Source organism: Chromobacterium haemolyticum, assembly GCF_002081825.1.
GTDB classification, from domain to species: domain Bacteria; phylum Pseudomonadota; class Gammaproteobacteria; order Burkholderiales; family Chromobacteriaceae; genus Chromobacterium; species Chromobacterium fluminis.
This window is the reverse complement of record NZ_MUKU01000025.1, coordinates 13,162-37,963: the sequence shown is the minus strand read 5'-3', so window position 1 is coordinate 37,963 and position 24,802 is coordinate 13,162. Positions and strand designations below refer to the sequence as shown.

At 66.1% G+C, this 24,802-nt stretch carries 28 protein-coding genes; 7 read left to right on the top strand and 21 right to left on the bottom strand.

Translation table 11 applies throughout. The features are described from left to right. Positions 1–2: 2 nt before the first annotated feature. The gene (locus B0T39_RS17070; protein WP_081548683.1) at positions 3–455 is read right to left on the bottom strand and encodes an EVE domain-containing protein; all 453 of its coding nucleotides are present in this window, start codon (positions 453–455) and stop codon (positions 3–5) included. Beyond that, entirely contained in the window at positions 452–820 is a 369-nt protein-coding gene (locus B0T39_RS17065) for a VOC family protein (protein WP_081548681.1), read from the bottom strand. Before B0T39_RS17065 ends, B0T39_RS17070 begins: the two co-directional genes overlap by 4 nt. 302 nt (positions 821–1,122) lie before the next feature. On the opposite strand from B0T39_RS17065, the gene B0T39_RS17060 reads away from it, so the two are divergent. Next, positions 1,123–1,848, top strand: a complete 726-nt coding sequence (locus tag B0T39_RS17060; RefSeq protein ID WP_019103569.1) for an MgtC/SapB family protein — start codon at positions 1,123–1,125, stop codon at positions 1,846–1,848. A gap of 215 nt (positions 1,849–2,063) precedes the next feature. Here the strand turns inward: B0T39_RS17060 and B0T39_RS17055 are convergent, their stop codons facing one another. Both B0T39_RS17055 and lptM read right to left on the bottom strand, forming a co-directional pair. Beyond that, entirely contained in the window at positions 2,064–3,158 is a 1,095-nt protein-coding gene (locus B0T39_RS17055) for a pyridoxal phosphate-dependent aminotransferase (protein WP_081548679.1), read from the bottom strand. 137 nt (positions 3,159–3,295) lie between these two features. Beyond that, complete coding sequence (gene lptM, locus B0T39_RS17050; protein ID WP_217806268.1) at positions 3,296–3,508, bottom strand: LPS translocon maturation chaperone LptM; 213 nt, start codon at positions 3,506–3,508, stop codon at positions 3,296–3,298. Between the two features lie 120 nt (positions 3,509–3,628). Between lptM and cyaY the strand changes: the two genes are divergently transcribed. Then, positions 3,629–3,946 (top strand): iron donor protein CyaY, encoded by a 318-nt coding sequence (gene cyaY / locus B0T39_RS17045; protein WP_081548675.1) that lies wholly within the window; start codon positions 3,629–3,631, stop codon positions 3,944–3,946. After that, the gene (locus B0T39_RS17040) at positions 3,943–4,359 is read left to right on the top strand and encodes a YqaA family protein (protein WP_081548673.1); all 417 of its coding nucleotides are present in this window, start codon (positions 3,943–3,945) and stop codon (positions 4,357–4,359) included. The genes cyaY and B0T39_RS17040 overlap by 4 nt, the downstream gene beginning before the upstream one ends. A 69-nt stretch (positions 4,360–4,428) precedes the next feature. On the opposite strand, the gene B0T39_RS17035 is transcribed toward B0T39_RS17040, so the two are convergent. From B0T39_RS17035 to hemC, 4 genes are read right to left on the bottom strand one after another with little or no spacing between them, the layout of a single operon-like run. Then, a complete protein-coding gene (locus B0T39_RS17035) occupies positions 4,429–5,637 on the bottom strand; it encodes a heme biosynthesis protein HemY (protein WP_081548671.1) in 1,209 nt (402 codons plus the stop codon). Positions 5,638–5,640: 3 nt separating this feature from the next. Next, on the bottom strand, positions 5,641–6,669 hold the full coding sequence (locus tag B0T39_RS17030) for a uroporphyrinogen-III C-methyltransferase (RefSeq protein WP_081548669.1): 1,029 nt from the start codon (positions 6,667–6,669) through the stop codon (positions 5,641–5,643). After that, positions 6,666–7,397: a uroporphyrinogen-III synthase gene (locus tag B0T39_RS17025; protein ID WP_081548667.1), complete on the bottom strand. Its 732-nt coding sequence runs from the start codon at positions 7,395–7,397 to the stop codon at positions 6,666–6,668. The genes B0T39_RS17030 and B0T39_RS17025 overlap by 4 nt, the downstream gene beginning before the upstream one ends. 7 nt (positions 7,398–7,404) lie before the next feature. Then, positions 7,405–8,334, bottom strand: coding sequence for a hydroxymethylbilane synthase (gene hemC, locus B0T39_RS17020; RefSeq protein WP_081548665.1), 930 nt, complete (start codon positions 8,332–8,334; stop codon positions 7,405–7,407). A 310-nt stretch (positions 8,335–8,644) separates the two neighbouring features. Here hemC and ppc point away from each other — a divergent pair, with 310 nt between their 5' ends. Further along, positions 8,645–11,344 carry a phosphoenolpyruvate carboxylase gene (ppc, locus tag B0T39_RS17015; RefSeq protein WP_081548663.1) on the top strand — a complete coding sequence of 900 codons (2,700 nt, stop codon included), beginning with the start codon at positions 8,645–8,647 and terminating at the stop codon, positions 11,342–11,344. Between the two features lie 70 nt (positions 11,345–11,414). Here ppc and B0T39_RS17010 read toward each other — a convergent pair whose 3' ends face one another. The 8 genes from B0T39_RS17010 to B0T39_RS16975 all read right to left on the bottom strand — a co-directional run bounded on the left by B0T39_RS17010 (position 11,415) and on the right by B0T39_RS16975 (position 18,496). Continuing rightward, positions 11,415–14,141, bottom strand: a complete 2,727-nt coding sequence (locus B0T39_RS17010; RefSeq protein WP_081548661.1) for a DEAD/DEAH box helicase — start codon at positions 14,139–14,141, stop codon at positions 11,415–11,417. Between the two features lie 40 nt (positions 14,142–14,181). Next, positions 14,182–15,459, bottom strand: coding sequence for a glutamate-1-semialdehyde 2,1-aminomutase (gene hemL / locus B0T39_RS17005; RefSeq protein ID WP_081548659.1), 1,278 nt, complete (start codon positions 15,457–15,459; stop codon positions 14,182–14,184). A 157-nt stretch (positions 15,460–15,616) separates the two neighbouring features. Continuing rightward, positions 15,617–16,078: a CYTH domain-containing protein gene (locus B0T39_RS17000; protein WP_081548657.1), complete on the bottom strand. Its 462-nt coding sequence runs from the start codon at positions 16,076–16,078 to the stop codon at positions 15,617–15,619. A gap of 14 nt (positions 16,079–16,092) precedes the next feature. Next, entirely contained in the window at positions 16,093–16,563 is a 471-nt protein-coding gene (locus tag B0T39_RS16995) for a hypothetical protein (protein WP_081548655.1), read from the bottom strand. A 12-nt stretch (positions 16,564–16,575) separates the two neighbouring features. Beyond that, positions 16,576–16,992: a CopD family protein gene (locus tag B0T39_RS16990; protein WP_081548653.1), complete on the bottom strand. Its 417-nt coding sequence runs from the start codon at positions 16,990–16,992 to the stop codon at positions 16,576–16,578. Between the two features lie 73 nt (positions 16,993–17,065). Then, positions 17,066–17,422: an MmcQ/YjbR family DNA-binding protein gene (locus tag B0T39_RS16985; protein ID WP_081548651.1), complete on the bottom strand. Its 357-nt coding sequence runs from the start codon at positions 17,420–17,422 to the stop codon at positions 17,066–17,068. Positions 17,423–17,424: 2 nt separating this feature from the next. Further along, positions 17,425–18,243, bottom strand: coding sequence for a M48 family metallopeptidase (locus B0T39_RS16980; RefSeq protein WP_081548649.1), 819 nt, complete (start codon positions 18,241–18,243; stop codon positions 17,425–17,427). 88 nt (positions 18,244–18,331) lie between these two features. Then, positions 18,332–18,496, bottom strand: a complete 165-nt coding sequence (locus tag B0T39_RS16975; RefSeq protein WP_039756174.1) for a rubredoxin — start codon at positions 18,494–18,496, stop codon at positions 18,332–18,334. Between the two features lie 108 nt (positions 18,497–18,604). Between B0T39_RS16975 and thiD the strand changes: the two genes are divergently transcribed. After that, positions 18,605–19,447 (top strand): bifunctional hydroxymethylpyrimidine kinase/phosphomethylpyrimidine kinase, encoded by an 843-nt coding sequence (thiD, locus tag B0T39_RS16970; protein ID WP_081548647.1) that lies wholly within the window; start codon positions 18,605–18,607, stop codon positions 19,445–19,447. Continuing rightward, positions 19,431–20,057, top strand: a complete 627-nt coding sequence (gene thiE, locus B0T39_RS16965; RefSeq protein WP_081548645.1) for a thiamine phosphate synthase — start codon at positions 19,431–19,433, stop codon at positions 20,055–20,057. Before thiD ends, thiE begins: the two co-directional genes overlap by 17 nt. Before the next feature lie 71 nt (positions 20,058–20,128). On the opposite strand, the gene B0T39_RS16960 is transcribed toward thiE, so the two are convergent. Together B0T39_RS16960 and B0T39_RS16955 are read right to left on the bottom strand one after the other, a co-directional pair. Beyond that, positions 20,129–20,413 carry a hypothetical protein gene (locus B0T39_RS16960; RefSeq protein WP_141111273.1) on the bottom strand — a complete coding sequence of 95 codons (285 nt, stop codon included), beginning with the start codon at positions 20,411–20,413 and terminating at the stop codon, positions 20,129–20,131. Between the two features lie 388 nt (positions 20,414–20,801). Continuing rightward, positions 20,802–21,599, bottom strand: coding sequence for a hypothetical protein (locus tag B0T39_RS16955; RefSeq protein WP_081548641.1), 798 nt, complete (start codon positions 21,597–21,599; stop codon positions 20,802–20,804). A gap of 390 nt (positions 21,600–21,989) precedes the next feature. On the opposite strand from B0T39_RS16955, the gene B0T39_RS16950 reads away from it, so the two are divergent. Then, positions 21,990–22,361 carry a cupin domain-containing protein gene (locus B0T39_RS16950; RefSeq protein WP_081548639.1) on the top strand — a complete coding sequence of 124 codons (372 nt, stop codon included), beginning with the start codon at positions 21,990–21,992 and terminating at the stop codon, positions 22,359–22,361. On the opposite strand, the gene B0T39_RS16945 is transcribed toward B0T39_RS16950, so the two are convergent. Genes B0T39_RS16945 through B0T39_RS16935 form a run of 3 tightly spaced genes read right to left on the bottom strand, consistent with a single transcriptional unit; the run spans position 22,315 to position 24,746 of the window. Beyond that, positions 22,315–23,163: an amidohydrolase family protein gene (locus B0T39_RS16945; RefSeq protein ID WP_081548637.1), complete on the bottom strand. Its 849-nt coding sequence runs from the start codon at positions 23,161–23,163 to the stop codon at positions 22,315–22,317. The two genes, B0T39_RS16950 and B0T39_RS16945, sit on opposite strands and share 47 nt — an antisense overlap. An 11-nt stretch (positions 23,164–23,174) precedes the next feature. Further along, on the bottom strand, positions 23,175–23,438 hold the full coding sequence (locus B0T39_RS16940; RefSeq protein ID WP_081548635.1) for a hypothetical protein: 264 nt from the start codon (positions 23,436–23,438) through the stop codon (positions 23,175–23,177). Between the two features lie 39 nt (positions 23,439–23,477). Beyond that, positions 23,478–24,746, bottom strand: coding sequence for an MFS transporter (locus tag B0T39_RS16935; protein WP_081548633.1), 1,269 nt, complete (start codon positions 24,744–24,746; stop codon positions 23,478–23,480). Between the last annotated feature and the right edge of the window lie 56 nt (positions 24,747–24,802).

Here is a 24,802-nt window from a genome sequence, read left to right as displayed (position 1 = left end):
GTTTAGTCGGGTTCCCGCAGCATGGATGGCGGCAGTGTCGCTTGCATCGCGCGCGCGATCAACAGGAAATCGGCGCGGCCGATTTCCAGGTGGCCGAAGCGGAAGGCGTAGCCCCAGCGCGCCGGATCCGCGATGAAGGTCAATTGGCCGAGCAGCGGCCGGATTTCGGCGTCCTCGGCCGGCCAGAACGCGATGTTCCGCCGGTAGGGCTCGAAATCGGCGCTGACCCGGAACGGGTAGACCCGGTCGTCCGCCGCCTGGCCGACGGCGGTGAAGCGCTGGCAGGGCTCGCGCCCTTCCAGGCTGAGCACCGGCGAGTAATAGATCAGGCCATCGCCGGCCGCCATCCGCTTCAGCGGCGCGGCCTTGCCGTGGCAGAGCTGGGCGAAGCCGCCGGCCAGCCCGCGCCGCACATGGTCGCGGCTGGCCACGCCTATCCAGTAGCGTCGGCTCATGCGGCGCTGTGCAGGCCGATCAGATTGCCGTCCAGGTCGGAAAACAGCGCGATGTGCCCCCAGGTTTCCGGCAAGCGGGTCTTGGGCTGCACCACGATGCCGCCGGCGGTTTTGACCCGTTCCAGCGTGGTGTCGAGATCGGCGCCGCCATCCAGATAGACGCGCACGCCGTCTACATGGGGACGGGCTTGGGGGCAGCTCAGCAGCGCGCCGCCGCAACTGTCGTCGGTTTTGGGAAACAGCGCCATGCGGGCGTTGTCGAAGCTCTCCTCGAGCAGCACCACCTGCAATACCTGCTGATAGAAGGCGACGGCGCGCTCGAATTGGAGCACGGGAATTTCAAACCAGTGTAGAACGGGGGGCATGGCACACTCCTTAGAAGGGGTTTTTAGCGATCCGGCCGCGAGCGTTGCTGCGCCGCGTTCAACAGGGCGGAGGCGGCGTCGCGGCCATGGAAGGCAGTGTGCGGCCCCCCTGCTGACAGCGTGTTGTCAGCAGGCGCTCCGCGTCGGCGATTTTTTTTGTTTGGGCAATGCCACTGGTGGTTGGGCGGGCAAAAACCGCTCGGCCGGACACGACCCGGTCACGAGGATGTGGCAAACTGCCAGACTGTTTCCCGGCGCGCCGGGACGGCTGTTTTTTTAATCGACCGCAGGAGGAATAAGAAGTGGAAACCTTACTGCAGTTTCTGGGCTTCAACGGGTCTGGTCTGCTGCAAACCTTGCTCAGCCTGTTGACGGCTTTTATCTTGGGCTCGGCCATAGGCTACGAGCGCCAGTTCCGTCAGCGCACCGCTGGCCTGCGCACCAATACCCTGGTGGCGGTGGGTGCGGCGGCCTTTGTCGACATGGCGCTGCAGCTGGACGGCACCGGCGGCGCGGCGCGGGTGGCGTCCTATGTGGTGTCCGGCGTTGGTTTTCTCGGCGCCGGCACCATCATGAAAGAGGGCTTGAACGTGCGCGGTTTGAACACCGCCGCCACATTGTGGGGTTCGGCCGCAGTCGGCGCCAGCGCCGGCGCGGGTCAGATTCCGCAGGCTTTTCTGATCACGCTGTTCGTGCTGGCCAGCAACACCTTGTTGCGCCCGGTGGTGAACTCGATCAACCGCAAGCCCATCGACGACGAAACCAGCGAAGTCACGTACCAGTTGTGCGTGATCTCCAGCCGTTCCGGCCAGAAGCACGCGATGGCCTTGCTCAGCGACCTGCTGGAGGAGTCCAAGTATCCGGTGGGAGATCTGGACGTGGAGCCCTTCGGCGACGATGAGGTGGAGATGACCGCCACCTTGCTGTCCACCTCGGTGGAGTGGGAGGAGCTGGAGGAGATCGCCGCCAAGCTGGTGGCCCAGCCTTTCATCAGTCAGGCGTATTGGAATCCCAGTACTTCGGAGTGAGAAGGATGGGGAAAGATCACGCCCTGGGCCGCTTATCGGTCCAGGGCGTTTTTTATCGGCGGGAGAAGCTGTTCAAAGTCTCGCGAGCAAGAGCGAGACAAGGCGAAAACCGCTGAGAAAGCGGAATGTACGCGTGGCACATGAGCATTCCGAAGCGGGTTTCACCTCCTTAATCTATCCATCCCGCTGACGCGCAGCGGGCTTTGAACCGCTTTTTAACCTTCCGCCAGCGCCGCCATCACCTTGGCCGACAGCGCCTGCGGCTGCGCGGTGACGCGCAGCAGGTGCCGTACCGCCGGGTGCGGCGGGCGGTGCACGGCGATGCCGTCGGACAGCAGCTGGCGATGGATGGCCTCGCTGCTGGCGGCGTCGCGATAGGCGATGCAGACGAAGTTGGTGTGCGAGGGCATTACCACGAGGTCGCGCGCGCGCAAGGCGTCGGACAGTTTGTCGCGCAGATGGATGGTGGCGGCGATCAGCTGACGGGAATAGTCGGGATCGTCCAGCACGATTTGCGCCGCCAGTTGGGCGAAGCTGGACAGCGCGAATTGCGGCCGAATCTGGTCAGCCTTGGCGACGATGTGTTGCGGACCTATGGCGTAGCCCACCCGCAGGCCGGCCAGCGCATAGGCCTTGGACAGCGTGCGTAGTCGCAGCGTGTTGGGCAGCGCGCCCTGAGGCGGCGCGTCCTGCGCGTCTACGCAGAAATCGACATAGGCCTCGTCCAGGATCAACAGCGTGGACGAAGGGAGGGTCTCGCGCAGCGCCAGGATGTCGTCCGCGCTCCAGTAGTGGCCGCTGGGATTGTCCGGGTTGGCGAGATAGAGCACGGCGGCGCGCTCGGCGCGAGCCACTTCCGCCAGCCGCGGCAGATCGGCCTGCAGCCGGTCTCCTTGTTGCTGGTAGGGCACTTCCAAAATGCGCGCGCCCACGCCTTCGGCGAAATAGCGGAAGGTGGGATAAGTGCCGGCGGTGCACACCACCGCGTCGCCGACATTACAGGCCAGGCGCAGCGCCAGCAGGATCAGGCTGTCGGCGCCGGTGTCGAACAGCACCTGGCTCGGGTCCACGCGGTTGTGGGCGGCTGCGCGCTGGCGCAGTCCGTGCGCGTAGGGGTCCGGGTAGAGCCGGGCCAGCTCCGTCATCATCTCGCCGAACTCCGCCGTCAGCGGAGAGGCCGGCTTGGCCATGCTTTCATTGGAGCCGATGCGCGCGCCGATGCGGTGACCCAACGCCGCTTCCAGCTTGGCGATGCCGGGGAAGGGGTTGACGATGGTGTGATGTTCCAGGTGACGGGCAAAGTGGGACATCGGCGGCTCCTTTATCTGCAGATACAGCCTTTGAGTGTAAAGGATATGACTGATGTGCAGGAAACCGCGTGGGAATATCAATATGTCTTCGGCATTTCCCGCTATCGCCGCACCGCCCGGAAGCGCGGCGGGAACCGTCAGCGAGAGGCGGGAGAGGCGGGAGAGGCGGATTCTACCGCGGCGCGAGGGGAGGAGGCGTCGGCCTTGACCGCGGGTTTGGCGGCGGGCGCGGCGGCGGCAGGTTTGGCTGCGGGGGCGGGCAAATACAGCGGGCCTTTGAAGCCGCAGGCGGCCAGGAACAGGGTCAGGCTTGCACAAGCCAGCAAGGTGCGCATACGAATGAGTTCCAATGTGGCAAAATCCCGATACTAGCAAAGCTGCGGCGCGCCGTGTGATTACGTTGCGCCCGGCGCTCAAGGTCTGAGCCGCGCCAAGACGGCGTCCAGGCCGTCATTCAACGGGAAAGCGCAATGAACGAAACCGAATTTCTGCGGTACACCGACGCCATCTTCACGCGCATCGAAGCCGCCATCGACGACAATGATCTGGACGCCGACTACCTGGTGTCCGGCAATGTGCTGGACATCGAGTTCAGCGACGGCGCCAAGATCATCGTCAACCGCCACACCGCCAACCAGGAACTGTGGATAGCGGCCAAGAGCGGCGGCTACCACTTCGCCTTCCGCGACGGCCGCTGGATCGCCGCTCGCGACGGCTCGGAATTTTTCTCCACCCTCAGCGCCGCCATCGCCGCCGCCTGCGGCGAAACCATAGAGTTTGATGAATGAGCCACTTGGTGTGGCTGGGGCTGGGCGGGTTGGCGGTGTCGGCTTTCACTTCGTCCACTATTCTGCCCGGTAATTCCGAACTGGCGCTGTCCGCTTTTCTGTACAAATGGCCGGACTGGTTGTGGCCGGCCCTGCTGGTGGCCACGGTGGCCAATACCGCCGGCAGCGTCACTAGCCTGTGGCTGGGGCGGCTGGCGCCGCGCAAGGAGCTGCCGCCGCGGCTGGCCGGCTGGTTCCAGCGCTTCGGCCCGGCGGTGCTGGCCCTGTCCTGGTTGCCGGTGGTCGGCGACGCCATTCCGCTGGCCGCCGGCTGGCTGCGTCTGCCCTGGTGGTCCAGCATTTTGTGGCTGACCCTGGGCAAGGCGGCGCGCTATCTGGCTTTGGCCTGGGGCGTGCTGCTGTTGTCGAGTTGAGAAGGCATGAACAAGGCAATAAAAAAGGACATGCGGGAGCATGTCCTTTTTTGTATAAAGCGCGCGGAATCAGCAGCCTTGCTTCAGCGCCAGTTCCAGGCTCTTGTTGTAATGCTGAGCCGCCAGTTCTTCCTTGCCGGTGGCTTCGAACAGCCGCGCCAGCTCGGCGTGGGCGCACAGCGTCGGCGAGATCGAAGCGCTTGCCTCCAGATAGCTTTGAGCCTTGCCCCACAGCTGCTGGCACAAGGCCAGCCGGCCCAGCGCCATTAGCAGCCAGTGGTCGCGCGGGCGTTTTTTCAGCCAGTTTTCCGCGGTTTTCAGCAGCTCCAGGCGTTTGTCCTCGCTCAGGTGCTCGGCCAGCTTGCCCAGCTCGCGGGACAGCTCCGGGGTGTCGTGATCGTCGTTGGCCAGAGCGCCGGCCAGCAAGGTGGCGGCGTAGTCGTAGTCCTGCAGCATGATCAGCCGCGCCACCACTTGGTCCATCAGTTGCGGGTTGCTGCGTTCTGCTTCCGGGATGCGGCGCAGCCAGTCGCGGATTTCCTGGCCGCCCAGCAGGGTTACCAGCTGTTGCTGATAGGCGGCCAAACGATAGCGCCGCGCCTGTTCCGGCTCCAGCGCGTCGGCCTTGAGCAGTTTCTCGGTCAGCGTCAGCACCGCCTCCGGCTGTTTCTGCAGCAAGCGGACCTTCAATTCCAGCCGCAAGGCGTTGGTCAGATTGGGCGACAGCGCGCGCGCGCGTTCGATGGCGGCCAAGGCGCCCAGCGGGTCCTTGGCTTCCAGCTTCAATTCGGCGTCCAGCATATGGCGCGCCAGCTGCAGCCGCGGCGGCATCGCGTCCAGTTGCGCTAGATAGCCGTCGCGCTTGTCCAGATCGCCGGCGGCGCCGGCGGAACGGGCGGCGATCAGCAGCGCCAATGCTTTGTTTTCCGGCGAGTACTCGTTGTCCAGCGACTTGCTGGCTTCGCGCTCGGCTTTCTGGAAGCGGCCTTCAAAATAGGAGATGCCGGCTTCGCGCAGCGCGTGGCGGGAGGCTTTCAGCTTTTTCTGGCGCTGGAAGCGGCGCACTTCCGCCGGCAGATTGGCGGCCACGGCCACCATGCGCAGCACTAGGTGCACCACGAAAATCAGCGCCACCACCGACACGATCAGCAGGTTGAACGACACTTCCATCCGATACGGCGGCAGAAACAGGATGGCGTAGCCGGTGTTCAGGGTGGCGGCCAGGCCGACCAGCACCGCGAGGGCAAACAGCCCGGTAATCCACAAGGCGAATTTCACGGTTTATTCTCCTGCCGCGCCTTGGGCGTCGCGCACCGATTTGAGGCTGGCGTTCATATCCGGCAGCGCCACGTCGAGTGGTGCGCTTTCCAGTTCGCCCAGTGTGCCCAGCCATTGGGTGACGGCCGGCGCGTCGCGGTCGAAGTAGCGCTGCACATAGCTGCGCGCGGCGACGATGTCGGCGGCGAAGGTCTTGCCGTCGCGCTGGATCAGCGCCAGACGAGCGTCCAGCAGACGCATCTTCAAGTTTTCCCGCAAGAAGAAAGCTTGCTCCGGCGACAGCAACAGCGCTTCGGGCTTGTCCATGCGGCGGATGTGGATCAGCTCGCCCAGGCTCTTGCTGACGTCGGCCACCAAGCGTTCCCACAACGGCGCGCTGGCCGGCGTCGCGGCCTTGGACTGCGGCTTCTGGCTGGCCAGGCGGTGGGCGTCCACCGCCAGCGGCAGGCTGTCGGCGGATAGCATCAGCCGGTCCAGCTTGACGGTGAGTCCGACGCTGTCCAGATAGGGCAGGGCCTTGAGTTTTTCCAGGTCGGTGGCCACCGCCTTTTTCACGCCGATCAATTGCGGGCGGTCGAATTTGGCCAGGCGCGCGTCCACCATCTCCAGAGCGGACACGGCGGCCGGCACGTTGCCGGCCAGTTGCAGCTGCTGGCTGGCGATGGCCAGGGTGTGTTCCACCTCGGACAGCAGCCAGTCGGTGCGGTTCTTGGTCAGTTCCTGGTACATGCCGTTTAGGGTCGCGTACTGTCCGGCGGATTCGTTGACGCGGGCCTCCATCAGCGCCAGCCGGCCTTCGGTGGCGCGGTTGGCGATGATCGCCTGCTCGGTCATCGCGCGCAGCTCCTTGGCGGATCCGCTGCCTTCGGCCAGCCGGCGCGCCAGTTCCTGGCGGGCGGCGGTCAGTTCCTGCTGGGTGCTGAAGTACTGCCAGCCGGACACGCCCAGCGCGGCGATGGCGATCAGCAAGGCCGGACTCAGCGATTTCTTGGACTCGGGTTTGGCGGTTTCGGTGATCTGGGATTCGCTCATGGGTGACGACAGAACCATTTTTTAAGGCCGGCGACCAGCGCGCTGTCTTCGGCCCGGGTTGTCATGATGCGCGTCGCGCCTTGCGCGGCGAGCCGGTCGGCAACGCGCGGATGCGGCACGCAATACAGCAAGCATTGTAACGTCCTGATTCGACTGGGGCCAGCGAGACGGAACAATTGCTCTACGATTTCGCCGGAAGTGACGATCACGGCGTCCGGCGGCGCGCGGTCGAAGGCCGTCCAGTCCGGCGCGCCGTCCAGCCGGCGGTAGATCTCGGCGAACTCCACCGCCGCGCCCCGTGCGGCCAGGTTTTGCGCCAGCAGTGGCCTGCCGCCGACGCCGCGCACGATCAGCGTACGTTGCCCGCGCATATCGGCCAGTTCGGGCAGGGCCAACAAAGCTTCGCTGTCGCTGCCCTCGGTTGGGTGCAGCACCGGCAGGCCGCTGAGCGCGGCCAATTTCGTGGCGCTGGCGCGGCCGACGCAGACCAGCCGCTTGTCGGCTAGGTCCAGCGTTTGCAGCGTCGGCCAGGCCTGGTCTATGGCGCTGGGGCTGACGAAAATCAGGCAGTCGGCCGTCGCCGCTTGCCCAGGCAAAGCGGCCAGCGCGTCCGGTTCCGACGCGATTTCCATCAGCGGCAGATGGCCGGCGTCGAAGCCGGCTGCGACGAGCAGACGCAGCAGCTCGGCGCTTTGCGCCTGCGGACGGGCGACCAGGACGCGCGGCATCGTCGTCTCAGCGCGGGTCGGCCAGCACCGCCTCGATCAGCGGGCCGGCGCCGTCGTCCAGCAGCTTTTTGGCCACGGCGCGGCCCAGCGCGTCGGCGTAATCGGCCGGGGCGCTGGCGCTGGCGGTCAGCATCACGGAACCGTCCGGGCTGGCGACGAAGCCGCCCAGCGCCAGCGTGCCCTCGTTGAGGGTGGCGAAGGCGCCCAGCGGCACCTGGCAGCTGCCGCCCAGCTCGCGCGCCAGCGCGCGCTCGGCGCTGACACAGGCGTGGGTGGCGGCGTGGTTCAGCGGCGCGAGCAGTTGCATCAGGTCGGCGCGGTCGGCGCGGATCTCGATGCCCAGCGCGCCTTGTCCGGCAGCCGGCAGGCTTTCCGACGGCGGCAGTTCCTTGCGGATGCGCTCGGAGAGGCCCAAGCGCTTGAGTCCGGCGGCGGCCAGGATGATGGCGTCGAATTCGCCGTCGTCCAACTTGCGCAGCCGCGTTTGCACGTTGCCGCGCAACGGCTTGACCACCAGCCGCGGATAGCGGGCACGGATCTGCGATTCGCGACGCAGGCTGGAGGTGCCCACCACCGCGCCGTCCGGCAGCTCCGACAAGTCCGCGTAGCGGGCGGACACCAGAGCGTCGCGGGGGTCTTCGCGCTCGCAGATGGCGGCCAGCGCGAAACCTTCCGGCAGCACCATTGGCACGTCCTTGATCGAATGCACGGCCAGGTCGGCGCGGCCTTCGGCCAGCGCCACTTCCAGCTCTTTGACGAACAGGCCTTTGCCGCCGATTTTGGACAGGGTCTTGTCCAGAATCTGGTCGCCCTGGGTGGTCATGCCCAGGATGTCCACGCTGAGGTGGGGGTAGAGCGCTTGCAGCCGGGCCTGGATGTGTTCGGCCTGCCACATGGCCAGCCGGCTCTCGCGGCTGGCGATGACGATTTTGTCCATGAAAACCGGTTTCCGATTGGGCTATGTGCTGGGATGGCGGGCATTCTAGCATGCCCGCCCGACGCGCAGCGCCGCGGCATTGTCCAGGCGGGGGCGTAAAGCTTGATGTTGCGCAATGCGCACTCAGGTCAATATCTAACCGGTTAAATGACAGTAGTGTTGCCACTACAGCGGTAAGCCTGCTTATGATGTTTTGCATGCGAAACGAATCGTCTGAAGTCAGCGCAGCCGGCGGCCGCGCCGACTTGAGCCGATTCAAAACTAGGAGCGGTCACGGCCGCGGCCGCCCGTCACCATCAAGGAATACCGAATGAGCGATTTAGACAAGGACTTGCCGTTGCGCGCCGATCTGGCGCGCCTGGACTGCGCGCTGGCCGAAGTGTTGAGCGAACAGGCCGGCCCCGAGGTCTACGCCGAGGTGCGTGCCATCGCCGGCCGCAGCGCGGAGGAACGCAGCCAGCCCTTGGCGGCGGAATTGAGCCCGGCGGCGGCGATGGCGCTGGTGCGCGCCTGCGGCTTGTACGCCCAGCTGTTCAACATCGCCGAGGACCTGCACCATGTGCGCCGCCGCCGGGCCCACCGGCAGGCCGGCTCCGCGCCGCAGCAGGGCAGCCTGTCGCGCGCGCTGGGCAAGCTGAAGGCCGACGGCGTCAGCATCGCCATGCTGGCCGATACCCTGCGCGACGCCTATGTCGGCGCCATCCTCACCGCCCACCCCACCGAGGTGCAGCGCCAGAGCGTGCTGGACGGCCACCGCGCGGTGCGCCGTTTCCTGGGCAAGCTGGCGGCGGCGGACCTGACGCCGGAAGAAGAAGAGGAACTGGAGGCCAAACTCAAGCGCGTGATCGTCGCCTTGTGGCAGACCTCGGAAATCCGCCACTTCAAGCTGGCGGTCAAGGACGAGATCGAAAACGGCGTCGCCTACCACCCGCTGACCTTCTTTCAGGCCTTGCCGGCGCTATACCAGCGTCTGGATCGGCAGATCGAGGCCATCTGGGGCCAGACCACGCCGCTGCCGTCCTTCATCCGCGTCGGTAGCTGGATAGGCGGCGACCGCGACGGCAACCCCAATGTCGATGCCGCGGTGCTGCGCCACGCGGTGACGCGCCAGGCGCAGGTGGCGTTTGAACATTATCTGTACGAACTGGCGGCGCTGTACCGCGAACTGTCGCTGTCGCAACGCCTGGTCGGCGTCAGCCCGGCCTTGGTCGCCTTGGCGGCGCTGACCCCGGATCAGGAGGAGAGCCGCCGCGAAGAGCCGTATCGGCGCGCGCTGGCGGCGATGGAGGCGCGGGTGTTGGCCACCGGCCTGCAGCTGGGCGTGAGCCTGAGCGGCCGTTGGCCGGCTGGCAGGCCTTATGCCGACCAGGCCGAGTTCCAGGCCGACCTCACGGTGCTGGACGCCTCGCTGCGCGAACACGGCAGCGCGACGCTGGCCGACGGCCGGCTGGCGGAACTGATCCGCGCGGTGGACGTGTTCGGCTTCTTCCTGATGCCGCTGGACCTGCGCCAGTTCGCCGGCAGCCACGAGGCGGTGGTGGGCGAGTTGTTCGCCCGCGCCGGGCTGGAGGAGTTCGCGGCGCTGGACGAGGCGGCGCGCAGCCGGGTGCTGCTGCGCGAGCTGGCCACGCCGCGGCTGCTGTATTCGCCCTATCTGGACTACAGCGCCGAGGCGGAGAAGGAGCTGGCCATCTTCCGCGAGGCGGCCTTGATCCAGCGCCAGTTCGGCGCCGACGCCATCGGCCAGAGCATCATCTCCAACTGCGCCCAGGTCAGCGACATCCTGGCGCTGGCGCTGCTGCTGAAGGAGGCCGGCATGATCCGGCTGGTGGATGGGCAGCCGCGCGCCAGCGTCAACCTGGTGCCCCTGTTCGAAACCATCGCCGATCTGGACCGCAGCGCTCAGGTGATGACGGCGCTCTTCGCGCTGCCGTGGTATCAGCAGTTGCTCGACAGCCGCGGCCGCATGCAGGAGGTGATGCTGGGTTATTCCGACAGCAATAAGGACGGCGGTTATCTGACCAGCCAGTGGCAGCTCTACCAGGCGGAGAAGCGGCTGGTGCGCTGTTTCGCCGACGGCCGGGTCAAGCTGCGGCTGTTCCACGGGCGCGGCGGCTCGGTGGGCCGCGGCGGCGGCCCCTCGTTCGAGGCCATCATGGCGCAGCCGGCCGGCAGCGTGGCCGGGCGCATCCGCATCACCGAGCAGGGCGAGGTGATCGCGTCCAAGTATTCGGACCCGGCCATCGGCGGCCGCAACCTGGAGGCTCTGGTGGCGGCGACGCTGGAAGCCAGCCTCAGCGGCTGCGCCAGCTGCGAGACCGACGAGACGGTGTTCGACGAGCTGTCGGACGCCGCCTACCGCGCCTATCGCGAACTGGTGGAAGCGCCGGGCTTCATGCAGTACTTCCTGGAGGCGACGCCGATCAACGCCATCGCCAAGCTCAACATCGGCAGCCGGCCGGCCTCGCGCAAAAGCCTGGCCTCGATCCAGGACCTGCGCGCCATTCCCTGGGTGTTCTCCTGGTCGCAATCGCGGGTGATGTTGCCCGGCTGGTTCGGCGTCGGCTCGGCGGTGCGAGCCTTCATCGAGCGTCACGGCGAAGCCGGACGCGCCCGTCTGCAAAGCCTGTACCGCAGCTCGCCGTTCTTCCAGGTGGTGCTGTCCAATATGGAGCAGGTGCTGGCCAAGGCCGATCTGGGCATCGCTCGCCGTTTCGCCGGCCTGGTGGAGGACCGCGCGCTGGCCGAGGCGCTGTTCGGCCGCATCCAGGCCGAGTGGCAGGCGACGCTGGACGCCTTCTACGCCATCACCGGCCAAAGCGCGCTGTTGGAGAAGAACCCGACGCTGCATCGCAGCCTGGAAACGCGCTTGCCGTATCTGGACGCGTTGGGCCTGTTGCAGGCGGAATTGCTGAGCCGGCTGCGCCGCCAGCCGGACGACGCCGAGGCCTTGTATGCGATCCACCTGACCATCAACGGCACGTCGGCCGGCCTGCGCAACAGCGGCTGAGGCCAGGCGCGGCGGCGGAGAGGCCCGACGCCGCGCTGAGCCGATGCGCTGCGGATTTTGAACGGGCCTCTCAGCCCTGGCGCAACAGTTCCAACAGCGCCGCGCCGTCCAGCCGCGCGCTGAGGTCGCCGCCGTCCAGCAAGCTGTCGGCCAGCTCGCGCTTGCTGGCGTGTAGCGCCACGATCTTTTCCTCTATGGTGTGCTGGGCCACCAGCCGGTACACCGTCACCGGTCGCTGCTGGCCCATACGGTAGGCGCGGTCGCTGGCCTGGTCTTCCACCGCTGGGTTCCACCAGGGGTCGAGGTGGATCACGTAGTCGGCGGCGGTCAGGTTGAGGCCGGTGCCGCCGGCTTTCAGGCTGATCAGGAACACCTCGCCTTCGCCGGCCTGGAAGGCATCCATGCGCGCCTTGCGTTGCGGGCCGGGCACCGCGCCGTCCAGGTATTGGTAGCGTATGCCCTGCTCGTCCAGCCAGCGGCGGACGATGGCGAGGTGATCGACGAACTGGCTGAACACCAGCGCCTTGTGACCGTTGTCCAGCAGTTCCAGCATCAGTTCGCGGAACAGCGTCTGCTTGGCGGAGGGCAGCGCGCTGTCCGGCTGGGTCAGCGTGGGGTGGCAGCAGAAGCGGCGCAGCCGGGTCAGCTCGGCCAGCACTTGCATCGCGCCGCCCTCGGCCTCGCCCGGCTGGCCCAGCTTGTCCAGCGCCTGCTGGCGCATCGCCTCATAGACTTCCATTTCCGCCTCGCTTAGCGGGACGGCGCGGGTGATGTCGGTGCGCGGCGGCAGCTCGGTCAGCACCTGTTGCTTGGTGCGGCGCAGCAGATAGGGGCGGATCAGCGCTTTCAGCGCTTCGCGGGCGTTTTCGTCGCCATCGGCGATGGGCTGGGCGAAGCGCTGCTGGAATTTGTCCTCGTTGCCCAGCAGGCCGGGCGCGACGAAGCGGAAGAGGCTCCACAATTCGCCCAGATGGTTTTCCACCGGCGTGCCGCTGGCGGCCAGGCGGAAATCGGCATAGAGCCCGTGGGCGGCCTGGGCGCGCTGGCTGGCGGCGTTTTTGATCGCCTGCGCCTCGTCCAGCACCACGCTGGCCCAGCGCACCTCGGCGAAGGCGTCGGCGTCGCGCTGCAGCAGGCCGTAGCTGGCCACCACCAGATCGCCGGGGCCGGCGCTGTCCAGCCGGCGTTGTTGCTGGTAGGGCCGCAGCCGCAGGCCGGGCGCGAAGCGGGCCGCTTCGGCCAGCCAGTTCAGCGCCACCGAGGTGGGCGCCACCACCAGCTGCGGGCCGAGCGCGGCGCGGCTGAGCAAGAGCGCCAGCGTCTGCACCGTCTTGCCCAGGCCCATATCGTCGGCCAGGCAGGCGCCGGCGCCCCAGTGGGCCAGCCGCGCCAGCCAGTTGTAGCCTTGCTGCTGGTAAGGCCGCAGCGTGGCGCGCAGGGTGTCCGGTATTTCGGGTTCGAAGCTTTGCAGCGATTGCAGCCGCCGCCATTGTTCATTCCAGCCCGCGTCGCCGTCGAAAGCGCCGGCCTCGGCCGCCAGCTCGCCCAGCCGCGGCGCGGCCAGCGGGCTCAGGCGCAGGCCGCCGGGCGCGGTGTGGTCGGCCAGCAGCGTCAGCTGGCGCAGGCGGGCGGCGAGGGAGTCGGACAGCGCCAGCCAGTCGCCGTCGGACAGGCGCAGGTAGCGGCCGGACTGGCCGGCTAGCGCTTCCAGCAGATGGCGCAGCGCCAGGATGTTGCCGTCGTCCAGCCCCAGTTCGCCGTCCACTTCCAGCCAGCCGCCCTTGCGCTTGGCGCTCAGTTTCAGCTGCGGCAGGCCGACGCCGGCGCGGATGCGCTGGCGCTGGCCGGACGGCCATTCGCATTGCAGGGTGTCCGCGTCCAGCGTCTGCAGTTCGGCCAGCAGGTCCAAGGCCGCCTGCTGGCCGTCCAGCACCCATTCGTCGCCGTCGCGGCGCGCGGCGGCCAGCGTCGGGCAGGCGGCGTGGACCTGGCGCTGGCGAGCGCGTTCGGCGGGAAGGTCGCGCTTGAGCTGCAGCGCGATGCCGTCCGCGCTCACCACCAGGCCGGGCGCGCCGCGGCCGGGCGCGTACAGCGCGCTGGCCGGGTGCGGGCGCACTTTCAGTTGCAGCCGCAGGCCGGCCTCGTCCAGCCGCAGCAGCGCGCGCAGCGTGGCGTCGGCCGGCTGGCTGGGCAGGCTGTCGTCGAAGCTGGCGCTGACATCGTGCAGGGGCAAGTCCGGCGCGATATCGCGGATGGCGTCCAGCACTTTCTTGCGGGCGTGCCAGGGCAGGCTCAGGCTGTGGCCGAGCAGGGCGGCGATCTGGCGCACCTCCTCGTCCAGTCGGTAGACCGCGAGACGGTCCGGCGCCAGCTTGCGCCACAGCACGCCGGCGCAGGCGGCGATGCCGGGGGGGCTCAGCCGCAGGGAGATCTGTTCGCCCTGGCGCTCCAGTTCCAGCGCCACTTGGCCGGCCTCCACCCGCAGCGCCTGTTCCGGCGCGTCGGCCCAGTACAGCGCCGGGTGGCCGACCAGCAGCGGCAGCGCGGCGAGCGCGTCCAGCGCTGCGTGGCCGTCAGCGGCGATGTCGGCCTGCAAGGCGTCCAGCGCGCGCAGGATCAGTCGGTCCTGGCCGCTGAGCCAGTCCAGGCCGTCCTGTTCGGCCAGCAGCCTGGCTAGCGGCAAGCGCCGGCCGCGGCCGTAGCCGTCGGGGCCTCGCGTTTGCTCGCAGGGCTGCAGTTCGACGCCGGAGGCTTCGACGCGCAGCCGCCAGGCCAGGCGGGTGGGGGGAGTGTGCATGCGGGAAGGCGCCGCCGCGCGGAGGCGGCGGCGTTCAGGCTTAGACGCGGCTCAGCGCGCGGGCTGCGGCGGCCAGGGTCTGCTCGATGATGTCGTCGCTGTGGGCGCTGGAGACGAAGCCGGCTTCGTAGGCGGACGGCGCCAGGTAGACGCCCTCGTCCAGCATCGCGTGGAAGAAGCGCTTGAAGCGTTCAATGTCGCAGCGGGTGGCTTCGGCGTAGGACTTGGGCGCTTGCTCGCTGAAGTAGAAGCCGAACATGCCGCCGACGCTGTCGCTGCTCATGGTCACGCCGGCTGCGCGCGCGGCGTCGGCCAGGCCCTGGGCCAGGCGCGCGGTGCGGCGGCCCAGCGTTTCATGGAAGCCCGGCTGCTGGATCAGCTTGAGGGTGGCGAGGCCGGCGGCCACCGACAGCGGATTGCCGGACAGGGTGCCGGCCTGGTAGACGTTGCCCAGCGGCGCGATGCAGGCCATGATGTCGGCGCGGCCGCCAAAGGCCGCCAGCGGCATGCCGCCGCCCACCACCTTGCCCAGCGTGGTCAGGTCCGGCTTGACGCCGTGCAGGCCCTGGGCGCAGTTCAGCGCCACGCGGAAACCGGTCATCACTTCGTCGTAGATCAGCACCGAGCCGTGTTGTTCGGTCAGGCTGCGCAGCGCCTGGACGAACTCGGTCGATGGCTGGATCAAATTCATATTGCCGGCGATGGGTTCCAGGATGACGCAGGCGATCTGGCCGCCGATTTCGCGGAAGGTCTTGTCCAGTTGTTCAACGTCGTTGTACTGCAGCACCAGGGTGTGCTTGGTGCAATCGGTCGGCACGCCGCCGGAGGATGGGTTGCCGAAGGTGAGCAGGCCGGAGCCGGCCTTCACCAACAGGCTGTCGGAGTGGCCGTGGTAGCAGCCTTCGAACTTGACGATCAGGTCGCGCCCGGTGAAGCCGCGCGCCAGGCGGATCGCCGACATGGTGGCCTCGGTGCCGGAGGACACCAGACGCACTTGTTCGATTGAAGGCAGCAGCTTGCGGATTTCTTCGGCGATAAGTACCTCGCCCTCGGTGGGCGCGCCGAAGGACAGGCCGCCGACGGCCGCTTCCTGCACCGCGCGCACCACGTCCGGGTGGGCGTGGCCGACGATGGCCGGACCCCAGGAGCCGACGTAGTCCAAATACTGTTTGTCGTCGGCGTCCCAGAAATAGGCGCCTTCGGCGCGCTTGACGAAGCGCGGCGTGCCGCCGACCTGGCCGAAGGCCCGCACCGGCGAGTTGACGCCGCCGGGGATGGATTTCTTGCCACGTTCAAACAGCTCCAGATTGCGGGACATGTGCGTTTCCTTGTGGGCGGCCGCGGCCGCGGATGTAGGTTCGGATTGGGACGGGCGCGGAGCCCGTGCTTAGCCGCCATTTTAACCGAGGCCGACGGCGGGAGGGTGTGGATAAGTCAAACCTCGGCCTGAGTGCTGTGGATAAGCTTGGGGGAGGCTACCAGCGGCTATAGGGGGTCTTGGATAGATAGGCGTTGGTGTAGCGGCCGTCCTCGGTAACTTCCTCGCCTATCCAAGCGGGCTTGTCGAAGGGAGTGCTCTCATCCGGCAGCTCGATTTCCGCCAGCACCAGTCCGGCGTTGTCGCCGAAGAACTCGTCCACTTCCCAGATGAAGCCGCCGTGTTCGATGCGGTGGCGCAGCTTGTCCACCACCATCGGACACATCGCCCCCATGATGGTTTGCGCGTCGGCCAGCGGCACTGGGTATTCGAATTCGTGGCGGCTGACGTTGCTGATATTGCTTTTCAACGTCAGCCAGGCCTGATCGCCGACCACGCGCACGCGCACGGTGCGCTCTTTTTCCACCGATAGATAACCCTGGCGGTATTGCACGCCGGGGGCCAGACCGCGCCAGGCATCGCCGACGACGATGAAGCGGCGTTCGATTTCCACAGCCATCTTAGTACGTACTCCTAGTGGGCGATCTGTTCGCCCTTGGGTTTGCCGCAGGCCTCAGCCCGCGGCGAGATTTGCAGATACAGCGACAGGCTGCTTTGCTGGGGCACCACGCCGCTGCTCTGGCCGTAAGGTGTGGCGCGTTGGGGCCAGCTGCCCACCAGTTCCGGCTGAGCGCCGATCAGGGTCTGGGCGCTGACCACGCGTTTACCGTCCTGGTCGCTCCAGCTGGCGTTGGCGCTCAGCAGCGGCTTGTGTTGGGCGCGCGCCGCGGCGATGGTGCCGCCAACGCTGAGCAGGGCGTCGCCCACCTCGCGCTGGCCGGAGAAGGCGCCCTTGGCGTCCACGCACATCGGCAGCCGCAGCAGTTCCGCGCCGTCGCGGCGCAGCGTGGCCACCACTTCCGGCGGCAGCGCCGGTTTGGACGGTAGCGGAGTGGCGGCCCAGGCGGGCAGACAGCCCAGCCACAATGCAATCCATTTGCGCATGCGTCGATCTCCTCAGAAGGGTTTGACCACCACCAGGATCACCACCGCCAGCAATACCAGCACCGGCAGTTCGTTGAACACGCGGAACCAGCGGTGGCCGCGGCGGTTGGTTTTGGCGGCGAAGTCGCGGTAGAGCTTGCCGCACCAGCCGTGATAGCCGACCAACAGCAAGACCAGGGTCAGCTTGGCGTGCAGCCAGCCGCCGCCTATGCCGAAGCCCAGCCACAGCCCGAGGCCGGTGGCCAGCGCCAGAACGCCCAACGGGGTCATGAAGCGGTACAGCTTGCGCGCCATCAGCAGCAGGCGTTGATATTCGGCGTCTTGTTCCGCCAGCGCCAGATTGACGTAGAGGCGAGGCAAGTAGAACAGCCCGGCGAACCAGGACACCACGAAAAAAACGTGGAAGGCTTTGAGGTAGAGGTAGCTCACGATGTCCTTGTCGTTGAGGCGGGGGCCGCCGCGGACCGATGCGCGGTGCGGGGCAGGGCTTGGCCGGCGGCGTTCACGCCGAGGCCTCGTAGCGTTGTCTGACGGCCTTGGGCAGCTTGGCCAGCACCAGCCGGCGCGCGTCGGCGATGCCGGCGTGCAGTTGTTCCAGGTTCAAGGCTTCCAGCGACGCCACTTCTATCCAGCGCGCCCGCGCCAGATACGGCGCCGGCCGCACGCCGGGCAGGCCGCTGAGGACCAGAAAATCGTCGGCGGCCACTTTGTACATCACGTTGTCCTCGTGGAACAGGGCGAACATCTTGCGTTCCAGGCTGAGCACGCGCCGGGTTTCCCACTTGATGTCGAACTCGGCGCCCGGCAAGGCGCAGGCCCGGGCCAGCAGCGCGTCCACGTCTTCTTTGCGCAAGGCCATGTTCAGGCTTTCTTAGCCGCCTGGTACAGCGGCATCACTTGCGGGATGCGCTGTTGCAGGTCGCGGATGCGGGTGGGGCCGGACGGGTGGGTGGACAGGAATTCCGCGCCGCCGCTATTGCCGGCCGCCATCATCTTGTTCCAGACATTCACCGCGGCGTTGGGGTCGTAGCCGGCGCGCGCCATCAATTCCAGGCCCATGATGTCGGCTTCGGATTCCATGGTGCGGCTGTTGGGTTTTGACAGCGCCACGTCGGCGGCCATCGAGGCCATGTCCATCTGGTTCTGTTTGAGGCCGGCGACAGCGCCCACCAGCGACAGGCCCACTTGCTGCGCGTAAGCCTGGCTCATGCTTTCGCGCGAGTGCTCGCGCAGCGCGTGCGAGATTTCGTGGCCGATGACGGCGGCCAGTTCGGCGTCGCTCAGCTTGAGCTTGGTGATCAGGCCGGAGTAGACCATGATCTTGCCGCCGGCCATCGCGTAGGCGTTGGGCTCGTCATTGCGCATCACATTGACTTCCCATCGCCATTTGGCGGCGTCGGGGCGGAACACCGGCGCCTGAGCGATCAGGCGCTGGGAGATCTTGCGCACCCGCGCCGTCATCGCCGCGTCGGCGTTGAGCTGGCCGGCGGCGCGCGCCTTGCCCAATTGCTGGGCGTAGGACTTGGCCGACATCTGCTCCACTTCCTGGCTGGACAGCAGCATGGTTTGGCCGCGGCTGACGCCGACGGCGCCGCCCTGGGTGGTGTTGACCTGGGCACAGCCGGCGAGGGCGGCTGCGGCCAGCAGGCCGGCCAGGGTTTTGCTCCAGAAACTTTTCATTGCGGTATGGCCTCTTGAGCGCCAGGCGTCGCCTGACAGGCGAGCGGCGGCGCGGCGGGATATCGCGGCGGGCGCGGGTTGCGCCGGCTCAGATTTCCACCATTTCGAAATCGTCCTTGCGCGCGTCGCAGTCCGGGCAGGTCCAGTTGGGCGGAATGTCTTCCCACTTGGTGCCCGGCGGGATACCATCCTCCGGACGGCCGGCTTCCTCGTCGTAGATAAAGCCGCAAATCAGACACATCCAAGTACGCATCGCATCACCTTGTGATCGAGTAAAACAGTTATTCTAAGAGTGGTCCGCGACACTGACAATGCGCCCGCCGGCCGCTCCGACCCTATACAGAACGAAGAGGTTTCAGTCTTGACCACTCAGCCCACTCCTCCCGTGGTCCTCACCCTGGCGGGCTCGGACCCTTCCGGCGGCGCTGGCATCCAGGCCGACATTCTGACGCTGGCCAGCCTGGGATGCCACCCTTTGTCGGTGATCACCGCGATCACGGTGCAGGATACCGTCGGCATCAATGACTTTATGGTGCTGGACGCGGACTGGGTCAATGACCAGGCGCGTTTTCTGATGGAAGACATCCCGGTCACCGCTTTCAAGATAGGCATGCTGGGCAGTGTGGAGAACGTGGCGGTGGTGGCGCAGCTGATTGCCGACTACCCTGACATCCCGGTGGTGTTGGATCCGGTGCTGGCCAGCGGCGGCGGCCACGAGCTGGCCGACGAGGACTTGATCGCGGCGATGCGCGACATGTTGATTCCGCAGGTGTCCATCCTGACGCCCAACAGCATTGAAGTGCGGCGCATCGCCAGCAATGACGCCGACGAGGACGAGGACCTGACGCTGGAGCAGTGCGCGCAACGCATCCTGGCGCTGGGCTGCCCGCATTTGCTGATCACCGGCACTCACGAAAACACCAAGGAAGTGGTCAACCAGCTGTACGGGCCCGGCGGCCTGGTGCGCTCCGACACCTGGGAACGCTTGCCCGGCAGTTATCATGGTTCCGGCTGCACGCTGGCCTCGGCCATCGCCGGCATGTTGGCCACTGGCCTGTTGTTGCCGGAAGCGGTGAGGGAGGCGCAGGAATACACTTACCAGGCCTTGTTGAACGGTTTTCGGCCCGGCATGGGCCAGTTCTTGCCGGACTGCATGTTCTGGGCGCGCGGCGACGACGAGGACGACGATGCCGGCCAGGCTTAAGGGGCTGTACGCGATCACGCCGGACACCGAGGACAGCGCGCGGCTGCTGAGCCTGGCGCAGGCGGCGGCGCCGCACATCGACATCCTGCAATACCGCAACAAGAGCGAGGACGCGGTTTTGCGTCTGGAGCAGGCGCAGGCGCTGGCAGAACTGTGTCGGCGTCACGACGTGGTTTTCATCGTTAACGACGACGTGGAGCTGGCGGCGCGCGTCGGGGCGGACGGCGTGCATCTGGGCCGCGACGACGCCGCCTTGAGCGCGGCGCGGCGGCGCTTGGGCGCCAGCGCGTTGATAGGCGCGTCTTGCTACGACAGCCTGGAGCGAGCGCGGCGGGCGGTGGCGGCCGGCGCCAGTTACGTTGCCTTCGGCGCGGTGTTTCCGTCCGGCACAAAGCCGGACGCGGCGCGCGCGGGGCTGGGGCTGTTCGCCGAGGCGCGGGGCTTGGGCGCGCCCCTTGTGGCGATAGGAGGCATTGATGCCGCCAACGCCGGACAGGCGCTGGCGGCCGGCGCGGACGCGATCGCGGTGATAGGCGGTGTGTTCGGCGCGGCGGATCCGGCCGGAGCGGCTCTGGAACTGGCGGAAATATGCCGCCGGGGCGGCCGCTGAAAGCAAAACCGCCGCGCATGGCGCGGCGGTTTGACGATGCTCTGTTTCAGGCTTGGTGCCTGCTCGCGATTTCAGATTTGGCTGGGCCGCGAACTGCCATCGATCAAAGCCTTGCTGACCTCGCCGGGTTTGATGATGCCGTGCTCCACGCTGTAAGCCAACAGCTCAAGCAAGTAGTCGTGGCGGAAAATCAAGGAACCTTCCCATTCGCTGCCTTGCTCGCCCTGGATGGCGGGCAGGGTGATGATCACGCGTTCGCCTTCTATCGTGTCCAGCGCGAAGGCCTCCACGTTTCTGGCGATTCCCGTTAAGGATCTTGCAGAATGCTTGCCATAATTCAAGGCGCGTATGCTCATTGCTGACTCCTGTCGCATCATGGTTTCTCTTTGGCCCGCGTTGATCCTGAAATGGCCGCCGCGACGGTTCCCTGGCGTCGCGTTGCCGGCGCGGCCTTTGAGGCGGCGCGCATGGCGGAAGGCGAGATTTGCGTTGCGCAGGGGGCCTGGCGGCGTTTCAAGTATTTTTTTGTCGAGTGGCCGGCATCTTGATATTGCGCCGCAGCGTCGCGCTTGAGGGCGCGAGCCGGCGGGATGCGTCAGCCGCTCAGGTTTGCCGCGTGATTGGAGCGGCGATGCCGGCGTGGGATGGCAGTCCGGTCGCACGGTTTACCGCTCCAGGCTCAGAGCATAGCGTTTTTATGCCTATGGGGTAACTCCAGAAAAATGGAGAACGCCCAGTCGGGTATCACAATTGTTTGGAGCCGATCAGTCGGCTGAAAAGCGAGGTCGGCATTTTTCGGTGCATGCCAGCGGCAATCAGCGCATCGCATAATTCAGCGCGTCGCTGAGTGGGCAAGCCCAGTTTTTCGCAAATATAGTTCTTGCTCTTGATAATCGAATCCGCCACCCGTGTTTTGGGCTTGGGCCGATATTTGTTCATGAAGTCGGCAATTTGCTTGAAGTCCCAGTTCAACAACATCAGGAAGCAGACTTCCTGTTCGTACTCCGTCAATTCCACATCAAGTAGTTTCAATTCGCCTTGCACTTGTTCTATGCTGCAGCCGGCGCCAAATTCCAAAATGTAATTGGGCATCAGGTTGATGAAGTTGGCGATTTCAATTTCATGGGCGTAATAGATGGTGCCCAGGATGGAGCGCGTCGCTTCGTGTTTGAGCAGATGCTTGGAAAACACCCGCGCCTTGAGGCCGTCCCCGTATTCATGCACGTTGAGGATGGAGACTTTGCGTGCCGGGTCGCAGGTCCGCATCAGCGCCAAATCTTCCTGCACGTAGCAATCGGCGAACTGGGCGGTGCCTTCGCAGGGCATTTCCTTGTCCAAACGGTCTACCACGTCGTCTCCGCGTTTGAGCGCCACGATTCTGGCGTAGGCGTCGCTGGACGCCAGATGACGGGAGTTGGCGTCTTTGGCGCCGACGATCATGTCGGTCTGACCGGAGATCTGGGAGACGGATTGGCGGAACTGAGCCACGAATTCGCTTTGCTCTTCGGAGAAGCGTTCAGGGGAGACGAGCTGATAGTCCATAGTGTGCGCCTGGTGCGGAGGTTGGTCATGTCGGGGTGCGCTGTCTTGGCCTCGCTGTTGCGTCGGCCGCTGTCCAATATTTGCTGCGCGCCGGCGAGATGCTTGGAATGGCGTTGAAACCGGTTTTGGAACGCGGCGCGCTGTATGCGCGCGCGTTTCCATGTGGCAACGCCTTGTCTCGCTCTTGTTCGCTAAGCTTTGAACAGGCTCTAAGCTGGGCACTTATAGATTTTTTGTTTCGATAGTGTCAATGCGAATGGCCGTTTGGCCTTGATTAACTGTACTAAAGGATTAAATCGCGTGGAGATGGAGAGGAACGCGAGCAGGCTTGAAATAATTGACGGCGTTTAATGGTTATTTTGTCCGATTTTATTATTTGTTAGGAATATCATGAAGGTGATTGATTGGAAGTTGGAGCTTGAAAATGGCGTTTACGACAAGAGCGTGGGCATCAAGATCCTGAAATTGGCCGGCGATGCCGGTTTCAGCACTTATTTAACCGAAATCGCTCCCGGCGTGGCGATCAATGGACATTATCATCGCCATGGCGACGAGCATTACCATATCGTCAGCGGCCGCGGCGAGATGAGACTGGTGGATGTGGCTACCGGAGCGGCGCGGACCCAGGCCGTGGCGGAGCAGAGTTCCTTCGTGGTGCCGGCCAATACCCAGCATCAACTCAGCAATACCGGCGCCGCGCCGCTGGTGTTGATGTTCAGCTGTCCGGCCAGTCATCTGGCGGAGGATCGTCACTTTCTGTAGCCGCATCGAAGCGGAACAGCTCGGCGGGGGTGTCGTGGGTGATGCGCCGGCGGCGCTCCCTATCGGGCAGCCACTGTTCCAGCAGTTCCAAGGTGCGGGCGTAGCGGATGGAGCCGAACTGAGTATGCGGCCAATCGCTGCCCCATAGCAGCCGCCCCGGCCCCAGCGCGCTGTCCAGCAGCGGCAGCGCGGCGCGGGCGATGTCCTCGCCGCGGCCGGCCAGGCCGTTGCGGTAGGCCGCGGAGATTTTGACCCAGATGCGGCCGCTGGCCGCGCCGGCGTCCAGCATGCGCCGGAAGCCGGGGTCGTCCACGCCCAGCGCCGGGTGCGGACGGCCGAAGTGATCGATGACCACCTTGACCCCGGCGTCCAGCAATGGCGGCAGCAAGGTGGGCCAATCCTGCGCCGCGCGATGCACCTCCACTTGCCAGTCCAGGTTGGCGGCATGCGCCAGACAGCGGCGCCACGCCGGTGAATTCAGATCCGGCAGCGGCCGGCCAATCAAGTTCAGCCGCAGGCCGACGACGCCGGCGTCGTCCATGGCGCGCATGGCCGGCAGCGGGCATTCCGGCGCTATCACAGCGATGCCGCGCAGCCGACCCTCGCTCTCGCGAAGGCCCTGCAACAGATAACGGTTGTCGTTGCCCAGAAAACTAGGTTGCACCAGCACGCCGCCGGCTATGCCGAACTGGTCCAGTTGCGCCAGATAGGCCTGCAAGGGCGCGTCCCGGTACGGCTTGTAGCGCAGCGGGGCGGCGCCGATCTGTCGGCGCAGGAAGATATGGGCGTGTCCGTCTATCATCGGCGCCGGGTTCAGCCGCAGGCCTGACAGGCGGCGTCGCGCGCCGCGCCCAGGTCCAGCGCCGCGTCGATGTCGGCGGCGTTCAGCACTTTGTGCCGGATGCTGTGGGACAGGAGGGCGAGCAGGTATTCGCGCCGAAAAATCGGCGAGCCCTCCCATTCGCTGCCGGCTGTGCCCAGGATGATGGGCGAGGTGATGATGACTCGCTCTCCCTGGATGGTGTCCAGGGCGAACTCGTCATCGGTGATCTGGTTGGCGATTTCGTCTAATGCCATGGTGACCTCACAATTTCAATGAAATGGCGCGTCTGCCGTTCAGGCCGAAGCGCGGGCGTTGCGGGGTTCCGGCCCGCGCGGGTCCGGCTGCGCGTCGTTCAGCGGCTTGCCCTTGGTTTCCGGCAGGCAAAACACGGCCAGCGCGACGATGGAATAAGCTATCGCGGCGCTGACGCCGATGGAGGCGCCCAGGGTCCAGTCGTCGCTCAGGTAACCGACCAGCAAGGGAAAGCCGGCGGACAGGATGCGGCCGAAGTTGTAGCAAAAGCCCACGCCGGCGCCGCGCATGCCGCTGGGGTAGAGCTCGTTGAACAGCGCGCCCAGGCTGGAGGGAATGCCGGCGGCGAAGAAGCCCAGCGGAAAGCCCAGGAACAGCATCAGCGGATTGCTCAGCGGCGCGAACACGTAGATCAGCACCGTGGCCACGCAACAGACGGAGAACAGCAGCAGGTTGAGGCGGCGGCCGATGCGGTCCAGCAGGTAGGCGCTGGCCATGCAGCCGCACCAGAAGGCGACGATGATCACCGCCAGATAGCCGCTGGTGCCGAGAATGGACAGGTGGCGCTCGGTCTTGAGGAACATCGGCAGCCAGGTCATCAGCGCGGCGTAGCCGCCGTGTGCGCCGACGCCGATCAAAGAGCCGATCAGGGTCATGCGCAGCACGTCGGGTTTGAAAATATCCAGCAAGGGCACCGTGGGCGCGGCCTGGCGTTCGCGGCGCGGCGGCTCCGGGATGTGGCGGCGGATATAGATGATGAAGAAGGCCGGCAGGATGCCGATGCCGAACATCACGCGCCAGGCGATCTCCGCCGGGAACAGCAGGAAGATCGTCGAGTACAGCAGCACCGAAGCGCCCCAGCCCACCGCCCAGGCACTTTGCACCGAGGCCATCGCCTTGCCGCGGTGTTCCGGCCGAATGATCTCCGCCATCAAGACCGCGCCGGCGGCCCACTCGCCGCCGAAGCCGAAGCCCTGCAGCGCCTTGAACACCAGCAATTGTTCGTAGCTTTGGGCGAAGCCGGACAGCAGGGTAAACAGCGAGAACCAGATAATGGTGATTTGCAGCGCCAACACTCTGCCGATGCGGTCCGACACCGCGCCCATGATCCAGCCGCCCAGCGCCGACGCCACCAGGGTCACGCTGCCTATCATCCCGGCTTCAGCCTTGCTCAGGCTGAAGGCGGCGATCAGTGCCGGAATGGCCAGGCTGAACATTTGCACGTCCAGCGCGTCCAGCGCCCAGCCGCCGAAACAGCCCCAGAAGGTTTTGCGTTCACCCGGCGAGACCTGCTTATACCAATGCAACATGATGCTGCCCTTTATGGTTCTTGCTTGTTGTCGATGCGCCGCCTCGCGCCGCTGCC

What these genes read in the sequence shown, in the direction of transcription:
- B0T39_RS17010 (WP_081548661.1), bottom strand. Translation starts at nt 14,141, where the DNA reads ATGCACACTCCCCCCACCCGCCTGGCCTGGCGGCTGCGCGTCGAAGCC.
- thiE (WP_081548645.1), top strand. Translation starts at nt 19,431, where the DNA reads ATGCCGGCCAGGCTTAAGGGGCTGTACGCGATCACGCCGGACACCGAG.
- B0T39_RS16940 (WP_081548635.1), bottom strand. Translation starts at nt 23,438, where the DNA reads ATGGCATTAGACGAAATCGCCAACCAGATCACCGATGACGAGTTCGCC.
- B0T39_RS16985 (WP_081548651.1), bottom strand. Translation starts at nt 17,422, where the DNA reads ATGGCCTTGCGCAAAGAAGACGTGGACGCGCTGCTGGCCCGGGCCTGC.
- B0T39_RS16955 (WP_081548641.1), bottom strand. Translation starts at nt 21,599, where the DNA reads ATGGACTATCAGCTCGTCTCCCCTGAACGCTTCTCCGAAGAGCAAAGC.
- B0T39_RS17070 (WP_081548683.1), bottom strand. Translation starts at nt 455, where the DNA reads ATGAGCCGACGCTACTGGATAGGCGTGGCCAGCCGCGACCATGTGCGG.
- B0T39_RS17025 (WP_081548667.1), bottom strand. Translation starts at nt 7,397, where the DNA reads ATGCCGCGCGTCCTGGTCGCCCGTCCGCAGGCGCAAAGCGCCGAGCTG.
- B0T39_RS17055 (WP_081548679.1), bottom strand. Translation starts at nt 3,158, where the DNA reads ATGTCCCACTTTGCCCGTCACCTGGAACATCACACCATCGTCAACCCC.
- cyaY (WP_081548675.1), top strand. Translation starts at nt 3,629, where the DNA reads ATGAACGAAACCGAATTTCTGCGGTACACCGACGCCATCTTCACGCGC.
- hemC (WP_081548665.1), bottom strand. Translation starts at nt 8,334, where the DNA reads ATGGACAAAATCGTCATCGCCAGCCGCGAGAGCCGGCTGGCCATGTGG.
- B0T39_RS16980 (WP_081548649.1), bottom strand. Translation starts at nt 18,243, where the DNA reads ATGAAAAGTTTCTGGAGCAAAACCCTGGCCGGCCTGCTGGCCGCAGCC.
- B0T39_RS17030 (WP_081548669.1), bottom strand. Translation starts at nt 6,669, where the DNA reads ATGAGCGAATCCCAGATCACCGAAACCGCCAAACCCGAGTCCAAGAAA.
- B0T39_RS17000 (WP_081548657.1), bottom strand. Translation starts at nt 16,078, where the DNA reads ATGGCTGTGGAAATCGAACGCCGCTTCATCGTCGTCGGCGATGCCTGG.
- B0T39_RS16950 (WP_081548639.1), top strand. Translation starts at nt 21,990, where the DNA reads ATGAAGGTGATTGATTGGAAGTTGGAGCTTGAAAATGGCGTTTACGAC.
- B0T39_RS16960 (WP_141111273.1), bottom strand. Translation starts at nt 20,413, where the DNA reads ATGAGCATACGCGCCTTGAATTATGGCAAGCATTCTGCAAGATCCTTA.
- B0T39_RS16995 (WP_081548655.1), bottom strand. Translation starts at nt 16,563, where the DNA reads ATGCGCAAATGGATTGCATTGTGGCTGGGCTGTCTGCCCGCCTGGGCC.
- ppc (WP_081548663.1), top strand. Translation starts at nt 8,645, where the DNA reads ATGAGCGATTTAGACAAGGACTTGCCGTTGCGCGCCGATCTGGCGCGC.
- B0T39_RS16945 (WP_081548637.1), bottom strand. Translation starts at nt 23,163, where the DNA reads ATGATAGACGGACACGCCCATATCTTCCTGCGCCGACAGATCGGCGCC.
- B0T39_RS17040 (WP_081548673.1), top strand. Translation starts at nt 3,943, where the DNA reads ATGAGCCACTTGGTGTGGCTGGGGCTGGGCGGGTTGGCGGTGTCGGCT.
- hemL (WP_081548659.1), bottom strand. Translation starts at nt 15,459, where the DNA reads ATGTCCCGCAATCTGGAGCTGTTTGAACGTGGCAAGAAATCCATCCCC.
- B0T39_RS16975 (WP_039756174.1), bottom strand. Translation starts at nt 18,496, where the DNA reads ATGCGTACTTGGATGTGTCTGATTTGCGGCTTTATCTACGACGAGGAA.
- B0T39_RS16935 (WP_081548633.1), bottom strand. Translation starts at nt 24,746, where the DNA reads ATGTTGCATTGGTATAAGCAGGTCTCGCCGGGTGAACGCAAAACCTTC.
- B0T39_RS17065 (WP_081548681.1), bottom strand. Translation starts at nt 820, where the DNA reads ATGCCCCCCGTTCTACACTGGTTTGAAATTCCCGTGCTCCAATTCGAG.